The organism is Daejeonella sp. AP26 (assembly GCF_056680515.1).
Genome location: NZ_CM155286.1, coordinates 2,989,073 through 3,015,619, shown reverse-complemented (window position 1 = coordinate 3,015,619; position 26,547 = coordinate 2,989,073). Strand labels below are relative to the sequence as shown.

19 protein-coding genes, 2 tRNA genes and 3 rRNA genes are annotated in these 26,547 nt (G+C 43.5%); 11 read left to right on the top strand and 13 right to left on the bottom strand.

The genetic code is table 11. The features are described from left to right. Positions 1-21: 21 nt before the first annotated feature. From porD to AC1MCB_RS12850, 4 genes are read right to left on the bottom strand one after another with little or no spacing between them, the layout of a single operon-like run. Positions 22-921: a type IX secretion system protein PorD gene (gene porD, locus AC1MCB_RS12865; RefSeq protein ID WP_479965124.1), complete on the bottom strand. Its 900-nt coding sequence runs from the start codon at positions 919-921 to the stop codon at positions 22-24. Then, a complete protein-coding gene (gene coaBC / locus AC1MCB_RS12860) occupies positions 918-2,117 on the bottom strand; it encodes a bifunctional phosphopantothenoylcysteine decarboxylase/phosphopantothenate--cysteine ligase CoaBC (protein WP_479965123.1) in 1,200 nt (399 codons plus the stop codon). Before coaBC ends, porD begins: the two co-directional genes overlap by 4 nt. A 59-nt stretch (positions 2,118-2,176) precedes the next feature. Then, on the bottom strand, positions 2,177-2,503 hold the full coding sequence (locus AC1MCB_RS12855; RefSeq protein ID WP_479965122.1) for a DNA-directed RNA polymerase subunit omega: 327 nt from the start codon (positions 2,501-2,503) through the stop codon (positions 2,177-2,179). Continuing rightward, positions 2,490-3,392: an outer membrane protein assembly factor BamD gene (locus AC1MCB_RS12850; RefSeq protein WP_479965121.1), complete on the bottom strand. Its 903-nt coding sequence runs from the start codon at positions 3,390-3,392 to the stop codon at positions 2,490-2,492. The genes AC1MCB_RS12855 and AC1MCB_RS12850 overlap by 14 nt, the downstream gene beginning before the upstream one ends. A 1,486-nt stretch (positions 3,393-4,878) precedes the next feature. Here AC1MCB_RS12850 and AC1MCB_RS12845 point away from each other — a divergent pair. The 6 genes from AC1MCB_RS12845 to AC1MCB_RS12820 all read left to right on the top strand — a co-directional run bounded on the left by AC1MCB_RS12845 (position 4,879) and on the right by AC1MCB_RS12820 (position 12,295). Further along, positions 4,879-6,400, top strand: a 16S ribosomal RNA gene (locus tag AC1MCB_RS12845). A gap of 174 nt (positions 6,401-6,574) precedes the next feature. After that, positions 6,575-6,649: transfer RNA gene (locus tag AC1MCB_RS12840), tRNA-Ile, on the top strand. 95 nt (positions 6,650-6,744) lie between these two features. Next, positions 6,745-6,818 (top strand) — tRNA-Ala (locus AC1MCB_RS12835). A gap of 431 nt (positions 6,819-7,249) precedes the next feature. Next, positions 7,250-10,143: ribosomal RNA gene (locus AC1MCB_RS12830) — 23S ribosomal RNA — on the top strand. A gap of 228 nt (positions 10,144-10,371) precedes the next feature. Further along, positions 10,372-10,483 (top strand): 5S ribosomal RNA (gene rrf / locus AC1MCB_RS12825). The 16S, 23S and 5S rRNA genes sit together here with 2 tRNA genes alongside, the layout of an rRNA operon. Positions 10,484-10,654: 171 nt before the next feature. Further along, positions 10,655-12,295 carry a S8 family peptidase gene (locus tag AC1MCB_RS12820; protein WP_479965120.1) on the top strand — a complete coding sequence of 547 codons (1,641 nt, stop codon included), beginning with the start codon at positions 10,655-10,657 and terminating at the stop codon, positions 12,293-12,295. A 69-nt stretch (positions 12,296-12,364) separates the two neighbouring features. On the opposite strand, the gene msrA is transcribed toward AC1MCB_RS12820, so the two are convergent. The 6 genes from msrA to AC1MCB_RS12790 form a co-directional block, all read right to left on the bottom strand. Next, complete coding sequence (msrA, locus tag AC1MCB_RS12815; protein WP_479965119.1) at positions 12,365-12,910, bottom strand: peptide-methionine (S)-S-oxide reductase MsrA; 546 nt, start codon at positions 12,908-12,910, stop codon at positions 12,365-12,367. An 85-nt stretch (positions 12,911-12,995) separates the two neighbouring features. Next, a complete protein-coding gene (locus AC1MCB_RS12810) occupies positions 12,996-14,057 on the bottom strand; it encodes a hypothetical protein (protein WP_479965118.1) in 1,062 nt (353 codons plus the stop codon). 16 nt (positions 14,058-14,073) lie between these two features. Beyond that, positions 14,074-15,633: an N-acyl-D-amino-acid deacylase family protein gene (locus AC1MCB_RS12805; RefSeq protein WP_479965117.1), complete on the bottom strand. Its 1,560-nt coding sequence runs from the start codon at positions 15,631-15,633 to the stop codon at positions 14,074-14,076. Between the two features lie 95 nt (positions 15,634-15,728). After that, complete coding sequence (locus AC1MCB_RS12800; protein WP_479965116.1) at positions 15,729-16,616, bottom strand: class I SAM-dependent methyltransferase; 888 nt, start codon at positions 16,614-16,616, stop codon at positions 15,729-15,731. A 51-nt stretch (positions 16,617-16,667) separates the two neighbouring features. Continuing rightward, positions 16,668-17,420, bottom strand: a complete 753-nt coding sequence (locus tag AC1MCB_RS12795) for an ABC transporter ATP-binding protein (protein WP_479965115.1) — start codon at positions 17,418-17,420, stop codon at positions 16,668-16,670. Further along, positions 17,417-18,151, bottom strand: coding sequence for an MlaE family ABC transporter permease (locus AC1MCB_RS12790; RefSeq protein ID WP_479965114.1), 735 nt, complete (start codon positions 18,149-18,151; stop codon positions 17,417-17,419). Before AC1MCB_RS12790 ends, AC1MCB_RS12795 begins: the two co-directional genes overlap by 4 nt. Positions 18,152-18,306: 155 nt before the next feature. Between AC1MCB_RS12790 and AC1MCB_RS12785 the strand changes: the two genes are divergently transcribed. From AC1MCB_RS12785 to AC1MCB_RS12765, 5 genes are all read left to right on the top strand, one after another. Beyond that, positions 18,307-19,008 (top strand): SDR family NAD(P)-dependent oxidoreductase, encoded by a 702-nt coding sequence (locus AC1MCB_RS12785; RefSeq protein WP_479965113.1) that lies wholly within the window; start codon positions 18,307-18,309, stop codon positions 19,006-19,008. A gap of 169 nt (positions 19,009-19,177) precedes the next feature. After that, entirely contained in the window at positions 19,178-19,450 is a 273-nt protein-coding gene (locus AC1MCB_RS12780; RefSeq protein ID WP_479965112.1) for a PspC domain-containing protein, read from the top strand. A 49-nt stretch (positions 19,451-19,499) separates the two neighbouring features. After that, positions 19,500-20,081 carry a PspC domain-containing protein gene (locus AC1MCB_RS12775; RefSeq protein ID WP_479965111.1) on the top strand — a complete coding sequence of 194 codons (582 nt, stop codon included), beginning with the start codon at positions 19,500-19,502 and terminating at the stop codon, positions 20,079-20,081. Between the two features lie 24 nt (positions 20,082-20,105). Beyond that, complete coding sequence (locus AC1MCB_RS12770; RefSeq protein ID WP_479965110.1) at positions 20,106-21,059, top strand: LiaF transmembrane domain-containing protein; 954 nt, start codon at positions 20,106-20,108, stop codon at positions 21,057-21,059. A gap of 77 nt (positions 21,060-21,136) precedes the next feature. Then, positions 21,137-21,742 (top strand): RDD family protein, encoded by a 606-nt coding sequence (locus AC1MCB_RS12765; protein WP_479965109.1) that lies wholly within the window; start codon positions 21,137-21,139, stop codon positions 21,740-21,742. Between the two features lie 69 nt (positions 21,743-21,811). Here AC1MCB_RS12765 and AC1MCB_RS12760 read toward each other — a convergent pair whose 3' ends face one another. The 3 genes from AC1MCB_RS12760 to AC1MCB_RS12750 form a co-directional block, all read right to left on the bottom strand. Beyond that, positions 21,812-23,146 (bottom strand): TldD/PmbA family protein, encoded by a 1,335-nt coding sequence (locus AC1MCB_RS12760; RefSeq protein WP_479965108.1) that lies wholly within the window; start codon positions 23,144-23,146, stop codon positions 21,812-21,814. Between the two features lie 11 nt (positions 23,147-23,157). After that, positions 23,158-24,792, bottom strand: a complete 1,635-nt coding sequence (locus AC1MCB_RS12755) for a TldD/PmbA family protein (protein WP_479965107.1) — start codon at positions 24,790-24,792, stop codon at positions 23,158-23,160. 97 nt (positions 24,793-24,889) lie between these two features. Beyond that, positions 24,890-26,524 carry a TldD/PmbA family protein gene (locus tag AC1MCB_RS12750; protein ID WP_479965106.1) on the bottom strand — a complete coding sequence of 545 codons (1,635 nt, stop codon included), beginning with the start codon at positions 26,522-26,524 and terminating at the stop codon, positions 24,890-24,892. Positions 26,525-26,547: the final 23 nt, after the last annotated feature.

The window sequence follows — 26,547 nt, the reverse complement described above, 5'->3', positions numbered from 1 at the left end:
CATGTAGGAATAGGACGGAGATTACTTTGCTTTTTTCAACGCTTCGTATTTAGAAACGTTTGCGGGATCAATCTCCGCTAAAAGATTATATGCCTTTATGCGATCCTGTGGAGCAGCACTACTTAGAATCTGCACCATCTCATCTGCCTTTGCAGTAAAGAATAGCTGCGGCAGCATCGAACCTTGTTTTTGCTTATCTAATTTCTGGAGTTTGGGCAAGATACCCTGGATGGCCTTTTCGCCTTTTTGCTTGTTTCCCGACATCACATCCAATCCCTCGCGGTGATACTCATAATAGCTCTCACGCACTGGGGCGTATGTACGGCTGAGCAGGTTTTCCACCAACCAGAAGCGGTTGCGTAGGTTTTCAAAAGCTTTCCACCCTTTATTAGGAGCGTTCTGCGCGTTATTAACCACTAGCTGTGCTTTGGTAAAATAAGGTGTACCGCTATTCTTCGAAAACGTATCGTAATCAAGGCCGGTAATTACATAAGCATAAAAGGCCAGCAGCGAAGTTAAATTGTTTGTATAACTCTGATCGGTGTAATCCATCGGCTGGCCCTCCGAATAGTTAAAATCAAAGTCCTTGTCGTTGATGTTTAGAACAGTTGTATTGTAACTGGTTCCATAAACTGGCCGGCTTGATTGTATCTGGGCTTCTGCCTTAAAACTGCCAGAGCCGTCCCAATTGCTGATGGTAATGATCATGTTGCAGTCAATGCGTTCCTGCGCCTGCAGCGAATTAGCCGACCACTTTCTATTGTTCAGGAAATCACGAATGGCAGTTTCTAGTACTGTGAAGATCCGTTGATTGGGATTCTGTATTTGCGGGGAAAGGATCTGCACCCTTGCGTTAAGGTCCTGAGCATATAGACTGCTTGTTAATAACAAGCCGGCAAAAAGCAAGAGCAGGTTTTTCATCGAATTAAATCTACAATTTTTTGGCAGATGTCGGCAGCTACTTCTGATTTAGATTTCAATTCAAAGCTTTGCTTGTTTAGCTGCCGGTCAATAATCGTGATCTTATTCTGATCTCCTTTGAATCCTGCACCTTCATCCCGTAACGAGTTAAGTACTATAAAATCGAGATTCTTAGAGGTAAGTTTTTTTATCGCGTTATCCTCTTCATTATTGGTTTCTAAAGCAAACCCTACTAATAGCTGGTCGTTTCTTTTCTGCTGACCTATGGTAGCCAGGATATCGGTTGTCTTGGATAGTTGAAGATCCAGAAGAGGAGTAGATTTTTTGATCTTGTTTTCTGCGGGATTCTCTACCTTATAATCGGCTACAGCCGCACTCATAACCATAATATCACTTCCTTGGAAGTTCTGCTGAACAGCCTCCAACATTTCCTCAGTCGAAGTCACATCAATACGTTTAATGTGTACGTTATCGAGGTTGATAGAAACGGGCCCGGCTATGAGTGTTACCGATGCGCCCAATGCTGATAGTTCTTCAGCTATGGCAAAGCCCATTTTTCCGGAGGAATGATTACCAATAAACCGAACCGGATCGATAGCCTCGTAAGTGGGACCTGCTGTAACAAGTGCTTTTTTACCTACTAATGGCTTGCCCGCACTCAATGTGGTTTCCAGAAAATCTATCATAGTCTCGGGTTCGGCCATTCTTCCTTCCCCCGTTAAGCCACTGGCAAGTTCGCCGTAGGTAGGATTTATCAGAATATTACCGTAATCAATGAGCTTACGAATATTACTTTTAGTGGAAGGGTGTTTCCACATATCCAGATCCATTGCAGGCGCCAGGTAAACCGGACATCTTGCCGAAAGGTAAACTGCGGAAAGGAGATTGTCGCATATTCCGTTAGCAAGTTTAGCCAAGGTGTTGGCGCTTGCCGGAGCGATGATCATCAGGTCTGCCCATAGACCAAGGTCTACATGATTATTCCATTCGCCTGTGTCAGGTTTGAAATATTCGACTAAAACGGGGTTTTTGGATAGAGTTGCCAGGGTTAGGGGAGTGATGAAGCTGGCAGCCTCCCTGGTCATTACAATCTTGACATTAGCCCCAGCTTTAATGAATAAACGGGTTAGCGCAGCAGCTTTATAAGCAGCAATACTGCCGCAAATGCCAAGAAGGATGTTTTTATTTTTAAGCATAAGGCACAGGGCAAGGAGCATAGCGCATAACACAAACCCTTTGCCCCATGCTCTATATATTAAATCTGCTCTTTAGCGGGATTACGGTAGTATATTTTGTCGCTTAAAAATTCGTCAACAGCTATTAAGGTTGGCTTAGGCATCCGTTCGTAGTGTTTTGAAATTTCGATTTGCTCGCGGTTTTCAAATACTTCCTCCAGGTTATCATTTGAAGATGCAAATTCAGCAAGCTTGCCATGAAGTTCTTCCTTCACATTATTTGCAATCTGATTTGCACGCTTCGACATAATCACGATCGATTCGTAAATGTTATCAGTTTTCAGATCCAACTGACGAACGTCACGAGTGATGGTGCTGGTTGGTGTTGTGTTTTTAAGATTGCTCATTTGTATCGTTTTTAATTTCTTCTTTCTTTTCTTCTTCTTTATCTTTTTCCTGCTTGGGTTGCTGGGAAGCCATTATCTTCTGAACCACAACAATATTTCTTTCAGAGTCCTTCTTAAGCGCCTGAGCTTGTTTCAAAAATTTACTTGAAGGATATTTTTCTGAAAACTCGGTGAACATTGCTATCGCCTCGTTATATCGCTCAACTTGTTTATTCTCAAAACTGTTTTTAGCATAAAGGTATTGAGCCTGAATGCTCATGAACTCCATTTGCTCGGCATACTTTGTATCCGGATAATCGCGCATCGAATTTCTGAATGCGATAACAGCTGACTTATAGTCACCAATATCTAAAAATAGCTTGGCATTTTCAAATGATTTGGTCTCCAGCTTGTCGCGAAGATTATCAATCAGCTTACTTGCTTCGGCTACACGCTCGCTTTTTGGGTGCAGGTTAATGAACAACTGCAAAGACTCAATCGCTTTCAAAGTGTTATCCTGATCGAGAGAGTAAATTGGTGACTCCAGGTAATAACAATAGGCCGCCATGAATCTGCACTCTTCTGCTTTCGGGCTATTAGGATAGTTGTCGGCAAACATTTTGAAATGATACCTTGACGTTGTATAGTCCTTCAGCTTGTAGTTGGTATAGGCGTAGTAATACGACAGATCTTCTGCTTCAGACCTTCCTCTGTACTTTTGAACAAGATCATCAAACAATATCAGAGCCTTGGTGTAACTCTTGTTGTTATATAATCTGAGAGCTTCCTGGTACTTTTTACCAGTGTCGTTACTTAAACGTAACTTCTCAAATTTGCTTTTACAGCTGATCAGGGTGACAGATAATAATAGGAATATGCTTACAGCTATTAAGCGCTTATTTTTAAACATCCTGCAAAGGTAAGGTTATTTGATAAAATTTCAATTATAATTAAGGCTCATGAAGCCGGCTTTTTTTACTCCTATATAATAAGGAGTTATTTCTGGGTAATAGTCGTTCTTCGGGTGGATTTTTATGCTGCTGGCATTTCCATATCTAGTTTAGTTAAATAATATACGATTGACTGACTCTTCACCGCCTTACAGCTTCAATAACCTTTCCGGTGATCTTATTATCCAGTCAGCTTCCTATTGCTCGTATTGCTGATTCCTTCATAATGCTAAAGCAGCTTTAAACCACTGTTTCCTGCATGCCACGCAAGTGCTGTTTGTCGGCGATCGCTATTCCCCCAGGATATTACTGTATAGCATATATGTATAGGTAGAGTCAGGCCAGCTCCATATAGCAGCCCCTCTATAGTAAGGCTAAATTAATAGTATGTAATAGAACTGTTTTCAGTTTAACACATTTTAACGTTCTGCTGAATTTCTCGATTCAAGATTAAAGAGCGTTTATTGAACTAGCTTCTATCCGCCCTCATACCAAGCATCTATTTGACTCGCCACTTACTATATGCTTACTATGTACTTACTATGTGCTTACTATGTGCTTACTATGTCATCCTTCGATCAAAAGCCTGTAAGCACCCTGTAAGGATATAGTCAGTATATGGTGAACTACGAGGAAGTTGCGTTACCGGCTAAACTTTTCGTCGAACCGGTTGTTATTCAGAGCGCAAAAGCCGAAGCATCAAACTTTTTCGATCTCGTTTTCAGGGGGTTACCTTAGCGGGGAGACTTTTTTAAAACAATAGTTGCGCGGATTGGGAAATGTTTCTACTTTTGCAACCCGCTAAGGAAGCAAAGCGGAATTGTTCTTAGAGAAGTTAGAGGTTAAAAGAAAGAGTTAGAGAGGCGGTTTAGGCCGAATTGAAAGTCTTTCAGCAGCAGGGAAAGGGAGCCGGAAATTATTTTCAAATAAAGTTTGGCAGGATGGAAAAAGCTGTTACCTTTGCACTCCGCAATCGAAGGAAAGCGGACGTTCTCAGACAGGTTAGGTAAAGGAGTAAAAATGGCACTGGTGAATAAGCTGGTGCAGATTTTCACACAGAAAGGGCTCCGAATTATTTTCACAAATAATTTGCAGATAACAAAATCTTTTCTACCTTTGCAATCCCAAACAGGGAGAGACACAGCAAGTCTAAAAAACAAACACTGAAAGGCGCGATGCCGGACAGGACAACAACAAGATTTTAAACGGGAAATGAGAGCAGCAATGCTTGCACGACCGATCAAAAATATCAGCCAAACCGCGAGGCGCCGGCGAGAAGTTCTTTAAAGAAATGTCAAGTAGCGTAACGAGTAAATAAGAAACTCGTTTTTTTATAGTCGGTAGACTAATATAGATACAACACGCTCGATTTGGAATGCTTCGGCAGGAAGATGAAGAGCAGATTCTATTTGAGATACGAATAGAGTCAAGACAAACATCATTTTTACAATGGAGAGTTTGATCCTGGCTCAGGATGAACGCTAGCGGCAGGCCTAATACATGCAAGTCGAACGATACCAGGGAGCTTGCTCTCTGGGAAAGTGGCGCACGGGTGCGTAACGCGTATGCAACCTACCTTAATCAGGGGGATAGCCTCTCGAAAGAGAGATTAACACCGCATAAAATCAAAGAATGGCATCATTCAATGATCAAATATTTATAGGATTAAGATGGGCATGCGTGTCATTAGCTAGTTGGTGAGGTAACGGCTCACCAAGGCGACGATGACTAGGGGATCTGAGAGGATGACCCCCCACACTGGTACTGAGACACGGACCAGACTCCTACGGGAGGCAGCAGTAAGGAATATTGGTCAATGGAGGCAACTCTGAACCAGCCATGCCGCGTGCAGGAAGACGGCCCTATGGGTTGTAAACTGCTTTTATACGGGAATAAACCTTTCTTCGTGAAGAGAGCTGAATGTACTGTAAGAATAAGGATCGGCTAACTCCGTGCCAGCAGCCGCGGTAATACGGAGGATCCAAGCGTTATCCGGATTTATTGGGTTTAAAGGGTGCGTAGGCGGCTTATTAAGTCAGGGGTGAAAGACGGTGGCTCAACCATCGCAGTGCCTTTGATACTGATGAGCTTGAATACACTTGAGGTAGGCGGAATGTGACAAGTAGCGGTGAAATGCATAGATATGTCACAGAACACCAATTGCGAAGGCAGCTTACTAAGGTGCAATTGACGCTGAGGCACGAAAGCGTGGGGATCAAACAGGATTAGATACCCTGGTAGTCCACGCCCTAAACGATGAATACTCGATGTTAGCGATATACAGTTAGCGTCTAAGCGAAAGCGTTAAGTATTCCACCTGGGGAGTACGCCCGCAAGGGTGAAACTCAAAGGAATTGACGGGGGCCCGCACAAGCGGAGGAGCATGTGGTTTAATTCGATGATACGCGAGGAACCTTACCCGGGCTTGAAAGTTACTGAATGTTCCAGAGATGGAACAGTCCGCAAGGACAGGAAACTAGGTGCTGCATGGCTGTCGTCAGCTCGTGCCGTGAGGTGTTGGGTTAAGTCCCGCAACGAGCGCAACCCCTATGTTTAGTTGCCAGCATGTAATGGTGGGGACTCTAAACAGACTGCCTGTGCAAACAGAGAGGAAGGAGGGGACGACGTCAAGTCATCATGGCCCTTACGTCCGGGGCTACACACGTGCTACAATGGGCAGTACAGAGGGCAGCTACCTGGTAACAGGATGCCAATCTCAAAAAGCTGTTCACAGTTCGGATTGAGGTCTGCAACTCGACCTCATGAAGTTGGATTCGCTAGTAATCGCAGATCAGCAATGCTGCGGTGAATACGTTCCCGGGCCTTGTACACACCGCCCGTCAAGCCATGAAAGTTGGGGGTACCTGAAGTATGTTACCGCAAGGAGCGTCCTAGGGTAAAACCGATAATTGGGGCTAAGTCGTAACAAGGTAGCCGTACCGGAAGGTGCGGCTGGAATACCTCCTTTCTAGAGAGTGTGCCGACTACACTCGTTATGCTACTGATATTCTTTAATTAAAGACATTAAAAGACAACCCAAAAGATGAGCCATCAGGGTGCTCCATTTTGAGACCGGGGATGAGATGAGAACAGGATCATGTGATTTAATAATCTCTAACTGATACTCACTCTTTAACTACACAGTCCCGTAGCTCAGTTTGGTTAGAGCACTACACTGATAATGTAGGGGTCAGCAGTTCAAATCTGCTCGGGACTACAGAGGGAAGTACTTAGTATAAAGTACATAGTACTTAGAGCATACGATCTAAATTACTAAATAATAACTACTAGATACTTACTACTCAATCAATTGGGGGATTAGCTCAGCTGGCTAGAGCACCTGCCTTGCACGCAGGGGGTCAACGGTTCGAATCCGTTATTCTCCACTAAACAATGAGTAAATTAGCAAATGAGCTAATGAGCGAATTGAAGTACACAGTACCATTAACCGCGAGGGTTAATACTTGACATTTTAACAACAGGAATTCAGCCACAGGGGCTGGCCTTATAGTAAAGCTACTATATAGGATACGGTTCGACTCCGCAAATCTCCACGTTTGATAAGAGGTGAGACATTAGAAATGAGACGAGAGATTTATCTCTGTACTTAATACTAACTACTCAGTACTCATCAAGAACGTTCTTTGACATATTGGAAAAAAAGTAATTGAAAGAGAAGACAACAGTAGGGACATGTTGAAATCAGGAGTAAAGAGCAAAGAGCAAAGACTTGTCTTTGATCCTTGTTCCTAAATCTTTGATCAGATATGATCTCATTTATAAAAGCATATCTATACGAGCAAAAGCGTATAAGATAGAAGAAAGTAAGAAAGGGCACACGGGGGATGCCTAGGCTCTCAGAGGCGATGAAGGACGTGATAAGCTGCGATAAGCTTCGGGTATTAGCAAATATGAATTGATCCGAAGATTTCCGAATGGGGAAACCTAACTAGTTGAAGACTAGTTGCAAATATGCGCAAACCCGCTGAACTGAAACATCTAAGTAAGCGGAGGAAGAGAAAACAATAGTGATTTCCTGAGTAGTGGCGAGCGAAAGGGAAACAGCCCAAACCAGCATTGTTACGGCAATACTGGGGTTGTAGGACTACAACATGGTATATCAAAGTGAAGCAGAACAGGTTGGGAAACCTGGCCATAGAGCATGACAGCTGCGTACGCGTAAGCAATGATAACCTAGTAGGATCCTGAGTACCGCGAGGTCGGAGACGCCTTGTGGGAATCTACCGGCACCATCCGGTAAGGCTAAATACTCCTGAGAGACCGATAGTGAACTAGTACCGTGAGGGAAAGGTGAAAAGAACCGTGAATAACGGAGTGAAATAGAACCTGAAACCGTGTGCTTACAAGCGGTCGGAGCAGACTTGTTCTGTGACGGCGTGCCTTTTGCATAATGAGCCTACGAGTTACTCCTCTCTGGCAAGGTTAAGTGTTTTAGACACGAAGCCGAAGCGAAAGCGAGTCTGAATAGGGCGTATAGTCAGAGGGGGTAGACGCGAAACCTTGTGATCTACCCATGGACAGGTTGAAGGTGCGGTAACACGTACTGGAGGACCGAACCGATAAACGTTGAAAAGTTTCCGGATGATCTGTGGGTAGGGGTGAAAGGCTAATCAAACTGGGAAATAGCTCGTACTCCCCGAAATGTTTTTAGGAACAGCGTCGTGGTTAAGTTTAATAGAGGTAGAGCTACTGATTGGGTGCGGGGGAGTCAAATCCTACCAAATCCAGACAAACTCCGAATGCTAATTAAATATACACGGCAGTGAGGCGCGGGGTGCTAAGGTCACGCGCCGAGAGGGAAAGAACCCAGACCATCAGCTAAGGTCCCAAAATTACCGCTAAGTTGAACTAACGAGGTCCGATTGCACAGACAGCTAGGATGTTGGCTTGGAAGCAGCCATTCATTTAAAGAGTGCGTAACAGCTCACTAGTCGAGCGATCGGGCATGGATAATAAACGGGCATTAAGTGGTATACCGAAGCTATGGATTTACGTTGAAATAGTACGTGAGTGGTAGGGGAGCATTCTGTCATCAGTGAAGCTACAGGCGTTAGCCGTGGTGGAGAGGACAGAAAAGCAAATGTAGGCATAAGTAACGATAAGGCGGGAGAGAAACCCGCCCACCGAAAGACTAAGGTTTCCTGATCAACGCTAATCGGATCAGGGTTAGTCGGGGCCTAAGGTGTACCCGAAGGGGGAAGCCGATGGATAATGGGTTAATATTCCCATACTTTTTATAACTGCGATGTGGTGACGGAGTAGTGACACTGCCGCGATCTGACGGAATAGATCGTTAAAAGGCGTAGGTATTGGACCGGTAGGCAAATCCGCTGGTCTAGCTGAAACCCAATAGTACCGCGAGCCTTCGGGTGAGTGGATAGAGCAGGTAAACAGACTTCCAAGAAAACCCGCTAAGCTTCAGGTTATAAAAACCCGTACCGTAAACCGACACAGGTAGTCGAGGAGAGAATCCTAAGGTGCTCGAGTGAATCATGGCTAAGGAACTCGGCAAAATGGCCCTGTAACTTCGGGAGAAGGGGCGCTGGCAGCAATGTCAGCCGCAGTGAAAAGGCCCAGGCGACTGTTTAACAAAAACACATGGCTTTGCAAAATCGAAAGATGAGGTATAAGGCCTGACACCTGCCCGGTGCTGGAAGGTTAAGAGGGGATGTTAGTGGCGCAAGCTGCGACGCATTGAATTGAAGCCCCAGTAAACGGCGGCCGTAACTATAACGGTCCTAAGGTAGCGAAATTCCTTGTCGGGTAAGTTCCGACCTGCACGAATGGTGTAACGATCTGGGCGCTGTCTCAGCCATGAGCTCGGTGAAATTGTGGTATCGGTGAAGACGCCGGTTACCCGCAACGGGACGGAAAGACCCCATGCACCTTCACTACAACTTAACATTGATATTGGATACAGGATGTGTAGGATAGGCGGGAGATTGTGAAGCGGCTTCGCTAGGAGTCGTGGAATCAACCTTGAAATACCGCCCTTTCTGTATTCGGTGTCTAACTCTACTATGTGGAGGACATTGTTTGGTGGGTAGTTTGACTGGGGTGGTCGCCTCCAAAAAGGTAACGGAGGCTTTCAAAGGTAAGCTCAGTACGCTTGGTAACCGTACGAGGAGTGCAATAGCATAAGCTTGCTTGACTGTGAGACAGACAAGTCGATCAGGGTCGAAAGACGGATATAGTGATCCGGTGGTTCTGCATGGAAGGGCCATCGCTCAAAGGATAAAAGGTACGCTGGGGATAACAGGCTGATCTCCCCCAAGAGCTCATATCGACGGGGAGGTTTGGCACCTCGATGTCGGCTCGTCACATCCTGGGGCTGGAGAAGGTCCCAAGGGTTCGGCTGTTCGCCGATTAAAGTGGCACGCGAGCTGGGTTCAGAACGTCGCGAGACAGTTCGGTCCCTATCTGTTGTGGGCGTAGGAAATTTGAATGGGGCTGACCTTAGTACGAGAGGACCGGGTTGGACCAACCGCTAGTGAATCTGTTATGCCGCCAGGTGTACTGCAGAGTAGCTACGTTGGGAATAGATAAGCGCTGAAAGCATCTAAGTGCGAAACTAGCCATGAGATGAGATTTCCATTGAGGGTCGTCGAAGACTACGACGTTGATAGGTTACAGGTGTAAAGGTGGTGACATCATAGCCAAGTAATACTAATTACCCGAAGCTTTCTTCATGCACCCATTCCCTTGAGGAGTGGCATGCATAAGGCAGGTAGTATATATTGTTGTTTTCTTATTCAAGTACTTTTTCCAGTATGTTAAGATATTATGTGAGTACTTAGTACAGAGTACGTAGTAGTTAGATACCGTTCACACGGACTAACCACGCTCTGTAAAGGTCAGTATCCGTACGCTAGTTCATCTAAGTACTATATACTAACTACTAACTACTGACAAAAATCTTCAGGTGCCTATATCGGCGGTGTCCACCTCTTCCCATTCCGAACAGAGAAGTTAAGCCCGCCAGAGCCGATGGTACTGCCGTAAAAGGTGGGAGAGTAGGTCGGTGCCCAATTTTATAAAACCCTTGTCCATAATCGGATGAGGGTTTTTTTTTGGTTACAAAGTTTTATTGGGACTCCAATCCCATCATTCTGTAATATTTTTGATCCATAATTTGTAGCATTGTCACTTGGCATAATTATTAGCTACCTTCATCACTCTTAATCGACTAACTATCACTAATATGAATTATATAAACAAGTTTGTTTACCTGGCATTGATGGCCATCCTGCCTTGCGCCTCAATTGCCCAGGAGATTGAAAAGCCTAAGGACAATTGGCAGAATTTGGATTTAAAAACTGACGGGGTCTTCGGAATCAGCACAGAAAAAGCGTATAAAGAATTATTGAAAGGAAAGACCTCTAAGACGGTTATAGTTGCGGTAATAGACGGAGGGATAGATGAAGAGCATGAGGATCTGAAGAAAGTGATCTGGGTAAATTCTAAGGAGATTCCGGGTAATAATCAGGATGAAGATAAAAACGGTTACGTTGATGATATTTATGGCTGGAACTTTATTGGCTCGGCAAAGGGAAGTGTACAATATGACAATACTGAACTTGTAAGGTTTATTCGGAAGCTACAACCCAAATATGCCACAGCACTTAATTCAACTCCTTTTAGTGACAAGGAAAGGAAAGAATTTTTGCGGTATCAAAAGCTCATAACTGATTACATGCAGAAATTACAGGAAGCACAGATGGGATTAGCTAACACGACTATCTTTAAAAGATATATAGGAGAGATCACTGCCAAAATGAAAATTGACAAACCTGTTCTTAGTGATTTCGAAAAATATAAAGCCGCCAATGATATTGAAGGACAAGTGCTCAAGGCAATAAAAAGCGAATTAAAGAAGAACCCGGATTTTGGCAAGCTCAAGGAAGATGTTGAGGAAGGCTTGAAGTATTATGATGCCATGGTTAAATACCATTTAAACCTTGATTTTAATTCAAGGGACACAGTGGGTGACGACTACTCGAACAGTAATGAACGTTTATACGGGAATGCAGACGTTACCGGCCCCGATGCGGAGCACGGAACCCATGTTAGTGGCATAATTGGCGCCATCAGAAATAATGATGTGGGTATTAACGGAGTAGCGGATAATGTAAGAATTATGACTGTACGGGCAGTGCCTGACGGAGACGAACGTGATAAGGATGTAGCCAACGCGATACGATATGCAGTTGATAATGGCGCTAAAGTAATTAATATGAGTTTTGGGAAGGCATACTCCTGGGATAAGAAGGTTGTAGATGAGGCAGTAAAGTATGCCATGGATAAGGATGTATTGTTAGTGCATGCGGCTGGGAATGATGCATTGAATACCGATAAGGAAGACAATTTCCCCAACAGGTATTTTGTGGACAGCTTGGGTGTTAACATGGGTAAAGCCTCGGCCTGGTTGGAAGTGGGTGCATCTGGCTGGAAAAACGACGAGTCGCTATTAGCGGACTTCTCTAACTATGGTAAAAAATCTGTTGATGTGTTTGCTCCAGGCGTTAAAATCAATTCCACTTTTCCGAATTCAACCTACAAGGCAATTGACGGAACGAGTATGGCTTCACCCGTGGTGGCTGGTTTGGCCGCATTAATCCGGTCTTATTATCCTGCTTTATCTGCAGTGCAGGTAAAGGATGCCATCATGAAGTCTGTTATTAAAGTTGATACCAAGGTTAAGGTGAAGGAAGAGGGCTCGTCTAAGAAACTACCTTTCAGCGAACTCTCCGTTTCCGGAGGGGTTATTAATGCTTACGAGGCTTTGAAATTAGCCCAAAAGATGGGGGCTGTTTCTTCAAGTGCAGAAGCAAAAAGCAAATAGACTGAGATCCGGAAAAAAGCCGCTTCAGAGAGATCTGAAACGGCTTTTCTGTTTAGTTTATAGAAAGATTTATATGAGTCCTGGTTGGACCTTATCTCTGAACTCTTTAATAAATTTATCAAGTTTAGGCTGAATAACGAAGGCACAATACGGTTTATTCGCGTTTTGATTGAAGTAATTCTGATGATAATTCTCCGCCTCATAGAATTGTGATACTGGGGATATCTCAGTTATTATAGGCCTTTCGAATGTCATCTCTTTTGTCAAACTATCAATCATATCCTGCGCTTTAAACTTTTGTTCCTGATTATGATAGAATACTACGGAACGGTATTGTGTACCAACATCGTTTCCCTGGCGATTTAGGGAAGTGGGGTCGTGGGTCTTAAAGAATACCAGTAACAACTCGTCGAAAGAGATCGTATCCTCATCATATTCTACCTGTATAACTTCCGCATGGCCTGTATTTCCACCACAGATCTCGTCATATGTTGGCTCAGGCTTACTGCCTCCCATGTATCCCGATACCACTTTAATTACTCCATTTAAGTTTTGAAAAACTGCTTCGGTGCACCAAAAACAGCCTGCTCCAAATGTTGCTTGTTCTAATCTCATATCTAATAAACGAATCGTCTTTGACTTTGGTTTTACATGATTATGTTGCAAAAAAAAGCCGGCTGATATCAGTCGGCTTATATGATTACTGATATTGAATATAACTCGGTTGCGGTTTTAATTTCAATAACTCTTCGGGAGTCATTAAACGGTTGGGAGCTTTCTTAAGATCGTTTTTGTAGAACAACTTAAACCCAGTGAATTGAACGGGCTCAGAATAGATAAAGTGGCGATACGTTCCCTTTTTAAGTTCCGGCTCACCCCACCCGTCCATGTGCATTACAACCTGAACTTCAGGACGTAATTTGATTTTACTGGCATTGGTAACCATTTTCTGGGTGAAGCGATGCACAATGAAAACCTTAGCCGGAAGATTATTTTCTTTAACCAGCTTGGCCAGATAGTCGGTACAGTAGTTAAGATCTGCTGCATCGTAGGTACCAATCTTAGAACCTGGTTTGGCGCCTGTTTTCATAGAGAATTCCGGATCTACTCCTAAATGAACATTCGGCATCTTTAAATATTTCTCATAACGAGGCAATTCTTTTTGTATAGTGCTTAAAGCAACTTGTAGATCCAGGAATACAATGGCGTTATGCATTTTAGCAATCGTTATTGCCGAGTCGATTTGCTTCTCAGGCATGCGGTTGATATACATACCGTCCTTACCTGGAGTACCACTGGCTACAGAGGCTATGTAATGTATCCCTACTTGTACAGGGGTTGAAGGATCTGCTTTCTCCCAGCGTTTAACTTCAGCGTTTAACTTACTCCACATCTCTTTTGGAGCATACTCACCTAAGGCACCCATCTTTTTTGAATATAGATTCCCGTAATAAACTACGATTCGTTTATGAGGTAAAATCGCACCGGCAATAGGATAGGGCTGATTCTTTACAGGCCATTTGCCAGTGGTATCGCCATTGGATATAGCCAATAATTTTTGATTGTACTTAGCGGTATCTACAGGAGTATAAGCATCTTCTTTTGGCTCTTCTACAACCGACGCAGTGGTGGCGCGAAGACTGTCATTTCCTGAAGTGGTTTTTCCATTAGCCTGAGTGGTGGCATCAGTACAGTTTGTAAATAGTCCGAAGGAGGCAGTGCCTAGTGCCAGGGTAAAGGCCAGATGTTTTGCGTTAATCATGTTTTTTGTTTGGTAATTATCGGGCACGTAAGATTTTACCATTACGCACACCTGTGTGTTGCATTTGTTTTAAAGTAAGTTTTCCATTAACTATAACGTAGTGAATGCCGGTAGAATATGCATGCGGTTTTTCATACGTAGACTGATCCTGTACTGTTTCAGGATCAAAGATAATAATGTCAGCGGCCATTCCTTCACGTAAAAGACCTCTATTTTTAAAACCAAACTTTTGAGCTGGTAAAGAGGTCATTCGACGGATCGCATCCTCCAGTCCCAGAACCTTTCTTTCGCGGACATACTTAGCCAGAACCCGGGCGTTGGTTCCATAGCCACGCGGATGAGGCATGCCACTACCGAATTCGCGGATTCCTGAGTCGGAAGCAATCATTGTGAAAGGATAACTCATAATATTCTCTACATCTGCTTCATCCATACTATGAAAAACCATAGAAGCGCCGCCACCCTTAGTCAGATCAAGAATAGTTTCGATTTCATCCGGAATAGTAGCATTTCTTCCGCGAAGAATATTGATTTCAGATATACTTTTACCGTTATATGAGGTATCGCTTTTGAAATTCGAAACAATAGCATACTCAAAACTGCTCCGCTGGCGTTTATCCATATCGCTAATCATTTCTTCAACGATTTTTTTATGAATAGCGGGGTCTTCAATCCGATAGTTGATTGAATCCCGGCCATTTGAAAGTACCCATGATGGAATAACCGAGTTAAGGCTTGTGCTGCTCGCTGTATAAGGATATTGATCGATAGTTACGTCCAAATCATCTTCCCTGGCTCTCTTAATCATGCTTAAAGTACTGTCAGATCGACCCCAATAGGGTTTGCCAATTTTAAAATGAGAGATTTGCACAGGCATGTCAGCTTGCCGTCCCACGTCTAAAGCTTCATTGATGGCCTCGAAAACGTGCTGGCTCTCACTGCGTATATGTGAAGTATAAGTACCATGGTATTTTGAAGCAGCTTTGGCAAGAGCAATCACCTCATCTGTTTTCGCATAGGTGCCGGGAATATAAATTAAACCGGTAGAAAAGCCTACTGCACCATTTCGCATCGCTTTTTCGACAAGAGTTTCCATTCTCTTTAATTCATCGGCACCTGGTTCTCGATTGGCCGTACCCATTACTGCCTTTCTAACATCATTATGGCCAATGAATGTGGCAACATTAATTGAAACATTTAGGCTATCGAGCATCCTGAAATAGTCTTTAACGTCTACATTGGATGACCCGCAGTTACCCGTAATAACGGTTGTAACACCGTCATGGATGAAATTATCAGCTGTTGGAGTCTTCTTTTCGTCTCCCTCAATGTGAGTGTGTACATCTATAAAGCCAGGTGCGATGATTTGCTTTTGAGCATCAATTACTTGTTTGGCCTTTAGGTGTGTAAGGTTCCCGATACCAGTAATTTTACCTTTCCGGATTGCGACATCTCCATAAAACCAAGGGTTGCCCGACCCGTCCACGATCATGCCGTTCTTTATCAGGATATCAGCCTTCTGCGCGAATAGAAAACAAGGGGTTAAAAAGAAAAGTGAAAGTAGAAGGTGCTTCAAATATGTATAAATTTTGCTGAAATTAACTCAGTTAGAGCATAATAGCAATTAAAGATATCCACAGATAGGGAAAACTGTGGAATATCGTTATCCTGCTAATCAGCGGTTTTACAGAATTTGCCGAAAACCCCCAGCGGTAATTTGCAGCCTGACTTAGCCTGCAAAAAAAGTTCACCGCACTCCAGGTTTTCAGCTTTCGGAAAAGAAGATAGAATAAGGTTTTCGACAATGACCGAAGAGAAGCCGAGAGAGTAAGTATTCAGAATTAGAAAATGTTCTTTATCATCAAGAAGCTGCACTACGTCCTGCATCATCTCTTTGATATTGTCTTCGAGTTTCCATTTTTCTCCATTCGGACCATGACCATAAGCTGGGGGATCTAAGATAATTCCATTGTATTTCTTTCCGCGTTTCAACTCACGCTTTACAAATTTCAATGCATCTTCTACCACCCAGCGGATATTTTCTAGTTTAGATAGCTCCTGGTTTTCGTTAGCCCAGGTTACTACCTGCTTGATCGAGTCTACGTGTGTAGTATCTGCACCTGCAGCCCTTGCGGCAAGTGATGCTCCGCCTGTATAAGCAAATAAGTTCAAGATTTTCGGCTCGCTTGTTTTAAACTTGCTGATACATTCTGTGATGTAATCCCAATTAACTGCTTGTTCAGGAAAAATACCCAGGTGTTTAAAAGAAGTTAAAGCAAGACGGAACTTTATGGAGATGTCGGAATTGTTGTAATTAATATGCCAGCGATCAGGTGTTTTCTGGTCTTTCTTAATCCATTCGCCCGAAGTAGCAGAGCGCCCTTTAAAACGGATGTGATGTAATTTTGTCCATTCACTTTCAGGCAAGGCCTTGCCCCATACTGCCTGGGGCTCTGGCCGGATTAAAATAACATTACCAAATCTTTCGAGCTTTTCAAAATCACCGCAATCAATTAGTTCATAATCTTTCCAGTGGCGTGGTGTTAAAAGTTGGATCATCAGGTACTAATGTGTGTGATATTATTTTGTGTTATCAGTAAATCTAAAAAACTACAATCTTTGTTTAGCGGCCTCCATAAACTTACTCGCGAATACAAATTCGTTTAATTCTTTATTATCGGTATGGGCGATTTCTTTATTGGAGCCTTGCCACCATTTTTGGCCCTCGTGTAGGAAAATGATGTTTTCGCCAATACCCATTACAGAGTTCATATCATGAGTAACCACAACGGTTGTGCTGTTGTACTCTTCGGTTAATTCCTGAATCAGCTCATCAATAACAATAGAAGTTTTTGGATCTAGTCCTGAATTGGGTTCATCCACAAATAAATATCTGGGATTCATTGCAATCGACCGGGCAATCCCGACTCTCTTTTTCATTCCTCCGGATAGCTCCGCAGGCAAAAGTTTGTTTTTTCCTTCCAGGTTTACACGCTCTAAACAGAAGTTCACCCGCTCTATCTTCTCCTTACGGTTTTGCTCTGTAAACATGTTTAACGGAAACATGATGTTCTCCTCAACCGTCATTGAATCAAAGAGTGCAGAGCTTTGAAACAGCATCCCAATCTCTTTCCTGATTTCAATACGATCCTCAAACTTCATCCTTGTGAAATCCCGGTTATCGTAGATTACAGATCCTATTTCAGGCTCGTGTAAGCCAACCATACACTTTAGTAGGGTCGTTTTTCCGGAGCCCGAACCACCAATGATCAGATTGCAAACGCCGTCCCTGAATTCAGAAGAAATCCCTCGCAGTACATGGTTGTCGCCAAAGGTTTTATTAATGTCTTTAACTATTATCATAGTAGTAGCTGGGCAATTACATAATCAGAAAAAAGAATCATAATACAGCTAATCACTACTGCCTTTGTACTCGACTGGCCTACTTCTAAAGCACCTCCACTAGTATAAAAACCCTGGTATGCTGAGACGGAGGTGATAATAAATGCAAAAATGATGGCCTTTACCATTGATACGGTAAAAGTGAAAGGAATAAACCCTGTAGTAAGACCAGTGATAAAGTCCTGAGATGTTGTAGCGCCAGAGGCTGTACCCGCAATATAACCCCCGGTAATACTTAAGCCTATGGATATAATAACCAATAACGGGATGGTAGTAACAGCACCAATAATTTTAGGAAGGATAAGGTAACCCGGCGAGTTAATTCCCATTATCTCGAGCGCGTCAATTTGCTCCGTGACGCGCATGGTTCCTATTTGAGATGCTACGCTTGATCCAACTTTTCCCGCCAGTACAATTGCTGAAATTGTAGGACTTAGTTCCAGTATTGTTGAATCACGGACTATCCCTCCAATCACCGATTTGGGGATCAGATCGCTTACCAGTTGAAATGCAGTTTGTACGGTCGTTACAGCTCCGAGGAAAACTGAAATAATCGCGATGATGCCGAGTGACCCGACACCAATAGACTCCATTTCTTTGAAGATCTCTTTTCGGTAAATGTTCCATTTTTCCGGGCGGCGGAACACTGCTTTAAGCAGTAAAATATATCTACCTAATGAATGAAATATCATTAATTCTTAAATTATCTGGGAAAATATGCAATAATAATACAAAATACTCGGCTGACCCGCTGTCGGTCTAAAATAAAGCATCATTGATCGGGTATAGTATTCATGCATCCTATTTTATTAATTGCTACCTATGCTTGTTTTCTTAAATTTATCACATGAATGCGATAATAACTGGTGCAACAAAAGGCATGGGACTTTCTATTGCTAAACTCCTGGCTGCTAACAATTACAATCTGGCTTTGTGTGCCCGTAATTCCGGCGAACTTGAAAGTATTAAAACTGCATTGAGCAGCCAATTTCCTCATCTCACTATTATCGTTTACACAGCCGATTTTAATCATCCTGAACAAGTGCAGTCATTTGCAAACTTCGTAGCTGCCAACTTTGATTTTGTAGATGTACTCATTAACAATGCCGGATTATTCATCCCATCTAAATTAATGGAAGAAGGTGAGGATGATCTGCAGAAACAAATGCAAATCAATGTTCACGCGCCGCACTTCTTGAGCAAATACTTTGGCAGTAAAATGCAGCTGGCTAGAAAGGGTCATATCATCAATATCTGTTCTATCTCTAGTATTAAGCCTATCGTTACCGCAGGTTCCTACAGCATCAGTAAGGTTGCTTTGTTGGGATTGACTAAAGTGCTTCGAGACGAGTTAATGCCTTCGGGAGTTAAGGTAACGGCAGTGGTTCCGGGGTCTACTCTAACAGGATCCTGGGAGGGTACTACCATTCCCGCAAATCGTTTTGTCGATCCGGATGATATTGCCAGGTCCATCTTAGCGTGCCTGAATATGACTGCAGGTGCTAATGTTGACGAGATCATTATAAGACCTCTGCTGGGCGATCTCTGACGGTAATCTATAAACCATCTTCGTTCACCGACCTTTTCCGCCCTTTTACCGAGAACATGGGCTGATCTGCCTGTTTGATATAGGCTTGCATATGTGTGTAATGTACATTTGAATCATAAATTTAGATCACTAAAGCAAATCATAAATCAAACAGTCAAAAAATACGATCATGGAAAAGAGAATTCAACGTAATACGCAAGACAAAATGCTGGCAGGAGTATGCTCAGGTTTAGCAGACTATTTCGAGATAGATGTTACTCTAATTCGCGTAGCCTTTATTGTAGCATTCCTTGCGGGACTATCCGGAGGATTGGTATACATTCTTTTATGGATAGTGGTTCCTGTCAAACGCTCTATGGCCAGCCATTATTACTCAAACGGCGGTCGGTTTGATGTGGATTACCGGGTTCGTCAAGGATCAGACTATACAGCCAGATCATAATAATTTAAGAATCAATCATAAATCAAACCAATATTAATAACACACAATTATGGAAAAGAGACTTCAACGAAACGAACAAGACAAAATTTTAGCAGGTGTTTGTTCGGGCTTAGCAGATTATTTCGATGTAGACGTAACCTGGATAAGAATTGCTTTCATTGTGGCAACGCTTGCAGGTTTCTCCGGAGTAATCGCTTACATTATCTTGTGGATTGCTGTTCCGGCCAGACCTTACTTGCCCGGAGCATATAATTCGGGATATAGAAAGTACAACGCAGACTATCGCGTTTATGAAGACCGTGATCAGCCTGCGTCAAACAGCCCATATGCAGTTCCCGAACCACCTCAGGATGCTTACAAGGCTCGCAGAAGCGGTAATGGACGAATGATAGCGGGGCTATTTATGGTTGGATTCGGAGCCTTCTTCCTGTTCGACGAATTCAACATAATTCCTTACTGGTTTGACTTTGATAAGTTATGGCCCCTGGTATTTATTATCCCCGGAATATTGATCATCTCTAAAACCAGCAAAAGGCACGAGTATAGAGAGGAACCAAGAAATCCAGCAGATGATGCGAATACGACAAGCTCCACAGGAACAATAATTCAGGAAGAAGAACCCAAATTATAATCTTATTTATTAAGAACGACAATTATGAGAACAGAGAAAGTCATCTGGGGATTGATCCTCATTTTTATAGGATTGATATTTTTACTTAGCAACTTTGGGGTAATTAATTTCTATTGGGGATCAGTATGGCGCTTTTGGCCCATCATCTTCATCCTGTCAGGTGCTAATATGCTTTTAAGCAGGCTAAATAATCCCACAGGATCTATTCTTTCGGTAACCCTAACTTTAATCGCATTAATCTTTATCGGATACCAGGGAACACGTCCTAATCACAGCACCCTGGGCAGATCGTGGTTTAGGTTTGATCATAATGACAATGATACTGTCGCAAAAAATGGCGCTAACTGGAGCACGGCAAACACTTTTACAGAGCCTTTTACCGGTGGTATCACACGAGCAGAGTTAAATATAAACGGCGGTGCCACCAGCTATAGGTTAGACGATAGTACCGAAAATCTATTTGATGCAGAAGTGAAGCAGAATTTCGGAAACTACACTCTCGAAAAAACATCCAGAGACTCTGTAGAAGTTCTTAATTTCCGGATGCGTAATAAGAAGCAAAAATGGAACATGGACGATATGGATGGAAACGAAGTGCGCATCAAGCTGAATACCAAGCCTCTTTGGGATATCAACGTGGAAATGGGTGCCGGTGAAACTGATTTTGACCTTAGTTCTTACAAAATACAAGATCTAACATTAAAGGGCGGCGCCGCGTCATTCAAGGTAACCTTACCACAACCGACAACAACTACCAATGTTAGGGTTGAAACCGGAGTGGCTGAAGTTGTGATCAAGGTTCCGGAAACATCGGCCTGCCGTATTACAGTAGATACTGGTTTGTCAGCCAAAGACTTTTCGGGCTTTCAAAAACAGGCAGACGGCAGCTATCAGACATCAAATTACAATACGTCATCAAAGAAGATTTCAATCAATTTAAAGGGCGGCTTATCAAGCTTTGAAGTACAGCGATACTAATCAGAAAATTGGCAACACTAACAGGCGGCGTAAGTCGCCTGTTTTTTGTTATTTTTAGGCTCAATCTTTCTTCCTCTATGCCCGACTATATAGTTGTAATTAATGGTAAACCGGAAGGCCCATATTCCCTCGAAGAGATAAAAGAACTAGGCATCCGTGCAGATACTTTCGTCAAGACTGCACGAATGGATGATTACAAGGAAGCACAGGAGATCCCTGACTTAAGGGCTATCCTGAATTTAAAAGTTAATAAGGCTGTACCGCAATATTTTGCCACACTGGATGTTCGTCTGCTGGCTGTCATCATAGACTATTTTATCCTTTTTGCTATTTTTTCCTTAATCGTATTTTTTACCATCTTGTTTCTCGAAAGCAGGGATGTTAAGATTGTCGCTGTCCTGGCTGGTTTAATAATTATCCCCCTCACTAAACTTCTTTATGGCTCTATAATGGAAGCTTCACCTAAGCAAGCCACTTTCGGTAAAATCTTAATGGGCATAAAAGTAACTGATGAAGCAGGTAACCGGATCACTGGTGCACAAGCGTTCGGCCGTAACTTTTCAAAGCTGATCTGTATTTTAACCTTAGGAATAGGGTATCTAATGGGATTTTTCGATAGAAGGCAACAATGTCTGCACGATAAGATAGCCTCGACTCTTGTGACGAAGGATCGCCTGATATAATCCATTTTAAAAAGAATAAGGAGCGAAAAGTTTAGATTTTCTGCTCCTTATTCCTGCTGCTAATAACAACTATACCGCATCAGATAACGAAGAAAACGTAAAGTCTCTGATCTTCATTGGTGGTATTAGGGCGTTCGTGCCTGATTCGCCGCTGACAGTGCGTTCAGGTTTGCCCAGGGCTTCCAAATTATTCAACATAATGATCGGGCTTTCGTTAAAACGGAAGTTCTTAACCGGAAACTTGATCTTTCCGTTTTCTATATAAAATGTACCGTCTCGAGTAAGGCCCGTTAGAAGAACAGTCTGCGGATCAACAGTCCGGATATACCATAGGCGGGTTACTAAGATTCCTTTTTCAGTGCTTTTGATCAGGTCTTCCAGCGACTGATTAGTTCCTTCCATGATTAGAGCGTCAGGAGGGGGAATAGCTTTGACACCTTTCTTCTCCGCCCAGTAGCGGCTATAATAGAGGTTTTTAACGACACCCCTATCAATCCATTGCACTTTCTCCTGTGGACGGCCATCCCCATTCCATGTGCTGGTTGGTAACTGCGCGTTAAAAGGATCTGAGTAGATATTGACCCGTTGATCTACCAGTTTCTCTCTCAATTTAGTTGCCCCGCCCGGTTTACTCATAAAACTGCGGCCCTCATCTGCCTGCCGGGCGTCCATCCCGAAGAACATATTTTCCAGCAAAACCAGAGCGGCTGCCGGTTCCAGTATCACAGTGTACTTGCCGGGTTCGATCGCCTTTGCAGTTACAGATCTCGTGGCTTTATCTGCGGCAACTTTCGTGGCCGACTTCACATCGAGCTGACCAAAGTCGTTAAAGGCTTTCGTAGCATAGCCAGAGCCTTTTCCGTCTTCGGTACGCAGGGTAACATTGAAATTTACGTTAGTGGCTTTATTATAAGCAAATAGGCCGTTTGAATTCATCATGGCGGCAAAGCCCGTGCTGTTTTCAAGAAACCCTGCTGCCGTAAGCTTGTTATCTTTCGAGATTTTTAGGCTCTCAGCCACTGCGTCGGCCCGCTCTTTTGGCGTGATAGCTGCCGTTGACTCGACATAGGTGGCTGATTCTTTGAACGTCTGCGGTCCCATAAAGGGAACATACTCCGGATTCTCAGGAGCAAGTTTAGCAAGCTCTTCAGCTCTGGAAACGACTTTTTTTAATGATTCATCATCAAATTCATTTATCGTAGCGACTCCAAGTTTCTTGCCGAAGGCTGAAGAAACTACCAGGCTGTTTTGGCTGATACCACCGCTGGTAGAAACCGAATTGCGGGCATACCTGATATTGCCGTTATCAGAGCCGTTTAAATTAACTTCACATTCGTCGGCTTTGGAGTAGCTCAGTACCTTTTTCAGCAGCGCCTGCGCTTGTTCTTTATTTAATATTGGCATGTCGGTTAATCTTAAATTTTTCTTCCGGTGTTAATTACATTAATTCCGTTGAAACGGGTTGTTGATGAGCCGTGCGAGACAGAACTGCTCTGTGAAGGCTGACCTTTGCCGTCGAAGAATGATCCCCCTAAACGATAATCATTTTCATCGCAGATCTCCGTACAGGCATTCCAGAATTCCTGGGTATTCGCCTGGTAAGCTACATCTTTAAGCATTCCGCCAATTTTGCCATCTTTAATCTCGTAATATAGCTGGCCGCCAAACTGGAAATTATACCGTTGCTGGTCTATAGAGAATGATCCGTCGCCAACAATGTAAATTCCTTTTTCTACATTTTTTATCAAATCGTCGATGCTCTTCTTTTGAGTCCCCGGCTTCAGCGAAACATTAGGCATCCGTTGAAATTGCACACTGCTCCAGTTATCCGCATAGCAGCACGCTTGAGATTCATCTAATCCAATGATATGCGCCTGGTCACGGATTGCCTGGTAATTAACCAACGTGCCATCTTTGATGATATCCCAGTTTTTAGTCTTAACTCCTTCGTCATCATAACCGACAGCGCCTAATGAACCTTTCTGCGTCTTATCACCATACAGGTTTACTATTTTATTTCCGAAGTTGAACTTCTTAGATTCCCACTTATCCAATGTCAGGAAGCTGGTGCCCGCAAAGTTGGCTTCATAACCCAGTACCCGGTCCAGTTCTGTAGGGTGTCCAACCGACTCGTGAATGGTCAGCCATAAGTGCGAAGGATCAAGTACAAGATCGTATTTACCAGGCTCTACTGATTTAGCAGTAAGTTTCTGACCTAACTGTCCGGCTGCTGCTTTAGCATCCTCCAGCATGTCATATCTTCCCTTATAAAAGGTCGTAATTCCTTTGATCTTATCTTCCGGACGTGCCTGCAGGTATTCATAGCCCATGCCCATGGGAGCGCTTAATGCATTTCGCGTTTCAAACTTTCCGGTCTTTGAATCGATCTTAGTCAGGAAAAAAGTAGGCCAGATGCGATGCACGTCCTGATCGATATATGAACCATCTGTCGAAGCAAAGTATTTCTGTTCGTTTACCAGGAAAAGAATAGAGTTAGCGTAATTAGCTCCTCCTTTCATCGCCGCGTCGTTAACTGACAATAGCAGATCCACCTTCTCTTTAACCGGTACTTCAAAAGCATTCTTCTCAATCGGTGCCTTCCAGCTTACTTCACCATAGCCTTTTTGAGGCGCAAGTTCAACCGGAGAGGTTAGCAGGCGGGAATTCTCTTTAGCGATGGCTACAGCAAGTTCAGCCGCTTTCCCAATCCCGTCATTATCCATCTTGTCTGTCGCAGCAAATCCCCAGCTTCCGTTAGCGATTACGCGCACACCCATACCGTAAGATTCTGTATTGACGATATTCTGCACCTTGTTTTCGCGGGTTACCACGAACTGATTCAGGTAACGGCCAATACGGACATCAGTATACGTGGCACCCCTGGCTCTCGCCGCATTTAGCGCCACGTCAGACATCCTTTTTTTGAGGGCCGGATCGATGCTCCCGAGCATTTCTTCCGGCTCAACGGTTCGGCCCCAGACAGGAATTGTGGGCATCATGGTCGCTGCAGCACCCACCCCTGCCAGATACATAAAGTCTCTTCTTTTCATTTAAGGTTTGGTTGTTTGATAGATAAATATATCTAAATATTTAGCACGAAGTCATTAGCCTCCGGTTTGTAACCTGAGTTTTACTTTACCTGCACAACTATAACTTCCTTCCTGTATTGATGACGTTTATACCGTTGAAGCGAGTAGTAGAACAGCCGTGCGAAACTGCGCTTACCTGGCTTGGTTGTCCCTTACCGTCAAAGAACGAGCCGCCCAAGCGGTAATCCCTCTTGTCGCAAATGGCCGAACAGGAATTCCAGAATTCCTGCGTGTTCGATTGATAGGCTACTCCGCTCAACAAACCGCCAATTTCTCCTTTATTGATCTCATAGCAAAGTTGACCGCTAAACTGGAAATTGTAGCGCTGCTGGTCGATTGAATATGAATTACGACCCAGTATATAAATGCCTTTGTCAACATTTTTTATCATTTGCTGAATGCTAAGCGGTGTGTTACCCGGCTTTAAGGAGACGTTAGGCATTCGCTGAAACTGCACACTGCTCCAGCTGTCGGCATAGCAGCAACCCTGCAATTCTTCAAGTCCCAGGATATGCGCCTGATCGCGAATAGTCTGGTAGCTTACTAGTACGCCGTCTTTTATGATATCCCAATTTTTACATTTCACTCCCTCGTCATCGTATCCTACGGCAGCAAGCGAACGTTCCTGAGTTTTATCCGCCTCAAAGTTGACCATCTTGCTCCCGAAGTTAAATTTCTTTGATTCCCATTTATCCAGAGTCAAGAAGCTGGTTCCAGCGTAGTTTGCTTCATATCCAAGCACGCGATCAAGCTCCGTAGGATGTCCCACCGACTCATGGATTGTCAAGAACAGGTTCGTAGGATCGATTACCAGGTCGTACTTGCCGGGTTCCACAGGTTTAGACTTCAATTTTTCTTCAACCTGCCGTGCCGCGGTAGTTGCGTCTTCGACCATGTTATAGCGATTCTTATAAAGTGTCTGAACACTTTTGATCTCTTCGTCTTTGTTCGGGATCAAATATTCATAACCCATGCCCATCGGCGAGCTAAGAGCATTACGGGTCTCGAACTTTCCGGTCTTTGCATCAGTTTTAGTAACCGTAAACGTTGGCCACAATCGATGCACGTCCTGATCAATATAAGATCCTTCGGTGGAGGCAAAGTACTTCTGTTCGTTCACGAGGAAGAGAGATGAATTGACAAACGTAGCACCTCCTTTCATGGCAGCATCGTTAACTGATAGCAACAGGTCGGTTTTTTCCTTGAGTGGAACCTCGAAAGCATTCTTCTCAATTGGGGTTTTCCAGCTCACCTCACCATAGCCTTTCTGAGGAGCAAGTCTTACCTGTTCCATCAGCAGCTTGGAGTTAACCTTGGCAATTTGTACAGCTACTCCGGCAGCTCTGGCAATATTATCGTCATCAAGCTGATCAATCGCGGCAAAGCCCCAGCTTCCGTTGGCAATAACCCTGATACCCATACCATAGGATTCTGTATTGCTGATATTGTCTACGCGGTTCTCCCGGGTGGTCACAAACTGGTTCAGGTAGCGCCCGATTCGTACATCGGCATAAGTAGCCCCTTTAGATCTGGCAGCGTTTAATGCAACATCAGCCATTCTTTTCTTCAACCCCGTGTCTATAGGTATTAAAGATTCTTTGATAGAAATATCACGGCCGAAGACAGGTATGTTTGACAACATGGCCCCACCTAAGCCAATCCCTGAAAGGTAAATAAAGTCTCTTCTTTTCAAAATAATGATTGCTGTATAGCTAT

What these genes read in the sequence shown, in the direction of transcription:
- AC1MCB_RS12765 (WP_479965109.1), top strand. Translation starts at nt 21,137, where the DNA reads ATGCCCGACTATATAGTTGTAATTAATGGTAAACCGGAAGGCCCATAT.
- porD (WP_479965124.1), bottom strand. Translation starts at nt 921, where the DNA reads ATGAAAAACCTGCTCTTGCTTTTTGCCGGCTTGTTATTAACAAGCAGT.
- AC1MCB_RS12775 (WP_479965111.1), top strand. Translation starts at nt 19,500, where the DNA reads ATGGAAAAGAGACTTCAACGAAACGAACAAGACAAAATTTTAGCAGGT.
- AC1MCB_RS12810 (WP_479965118.1), bottom strand. Translation starts at nt 14,057, where the DNA reads ATGATTAACGCAAAACATCTGGCCTTTACCCTGGCACTAGGCACTGCC.
- msrA (WP_479965119.1), bottom strand. Translation starts at nt 12,910, where the DNA reads ATGAGATTAGAACAAGCAACATTTGGAGCAGGCTGTTTTTGGTGCACC.
- coaBC (WP_479965123.1), bottom strand. Translation starts at nt 2,117, where the DNA reads ATGCTTAAAAATAAAAACATCCTTCTTGGCATTTGCGGCAGTATTGCT.
- AC1MCB_RS12820 (WP_479965120.1), top strand. Translation starts at nt 10,655, where the DNA reads ATGAATTATATAAACAAGTTTGTTTACCTGGCATTGATGGCCATCCTG.
- AC1MCB_RS12760 (WP_479965108.1), bottom strand. Translation starts at nt 23,146, where the DNA reads ATGCCAATATTAAATAAAGAACAAGCGCAGGCGCTGCTGAAAAAGGTA.
- AC1MCB_RS12795 (WP_479965115.1), bottom strand. Translation starts at nt 17,420, where the DNA reads ATGATAATAGTTAAAGACATTAATAAAACCTTTGGCGACAACCATGTA.
- AC1MCB_RS12755 (WP_479965107.1), bottom strand. Translation starts at nt 24,792, where the DNA reads ATGAAAAGAAGAGACTTTATGTATCTGGCAGGGGTGGGTGCTGCAGCG.
- AC1MCB_RS12770 (WP_479965110.1), top strand. Translation starts at nt 20,106, where the DNA reads ATGAGAACAGAGAAAGTCATCTGGGGATTGATCCTCATTTTTATAGGA.
- AC1MCB_RS12790 (WP_479965114.1), bottom strand. Translation starts at nt 18,151, where the DNA reads ATGATATTTCATTCATTAGGTAGATATATTTTACTGCTTAAAGCAGTG.
- AC1MCB_RS12855 (WP_479965122.1), bottom strand. Translation starts at nt 2,503, where the DNA reads ATGAGCAATCTTAAAAACACAACACCAACCAGCACCATCACTCGTGAC.
- AC1MCB_RS12780 (WP_479965112.1), top strand. Translation starts at nt 19,178, where the DNA reads ATGGAAAAGAGAATTCAACGTAATACGCAAGACAAAATGCTGGCAGGA.
- AC1MCB_RS12850 (WP_479965121.1), bottom strand. Translation starts at nt 3,392, where the DNA reads ATGTTTAAAAATAAGCGCTTAATAGCTGTAAGCATATTCCTATTATTA.
- AC1MCB_RS12785 (WP_479965113.1), top strand. Translation starts at nt 18,307, where the DNA reads ATGAATGCGATAATAACTGGTGCAACAAAAGGCATGGGACTTTCTATT.
- AC1MCB_RS12800 (WP_479965116.1), bottom strand. Translation starts at nt 16,616, where the DNA reads ATGATCCAACTTTTAACACCACGCCACTGGAAAGATTATGAACTAATT.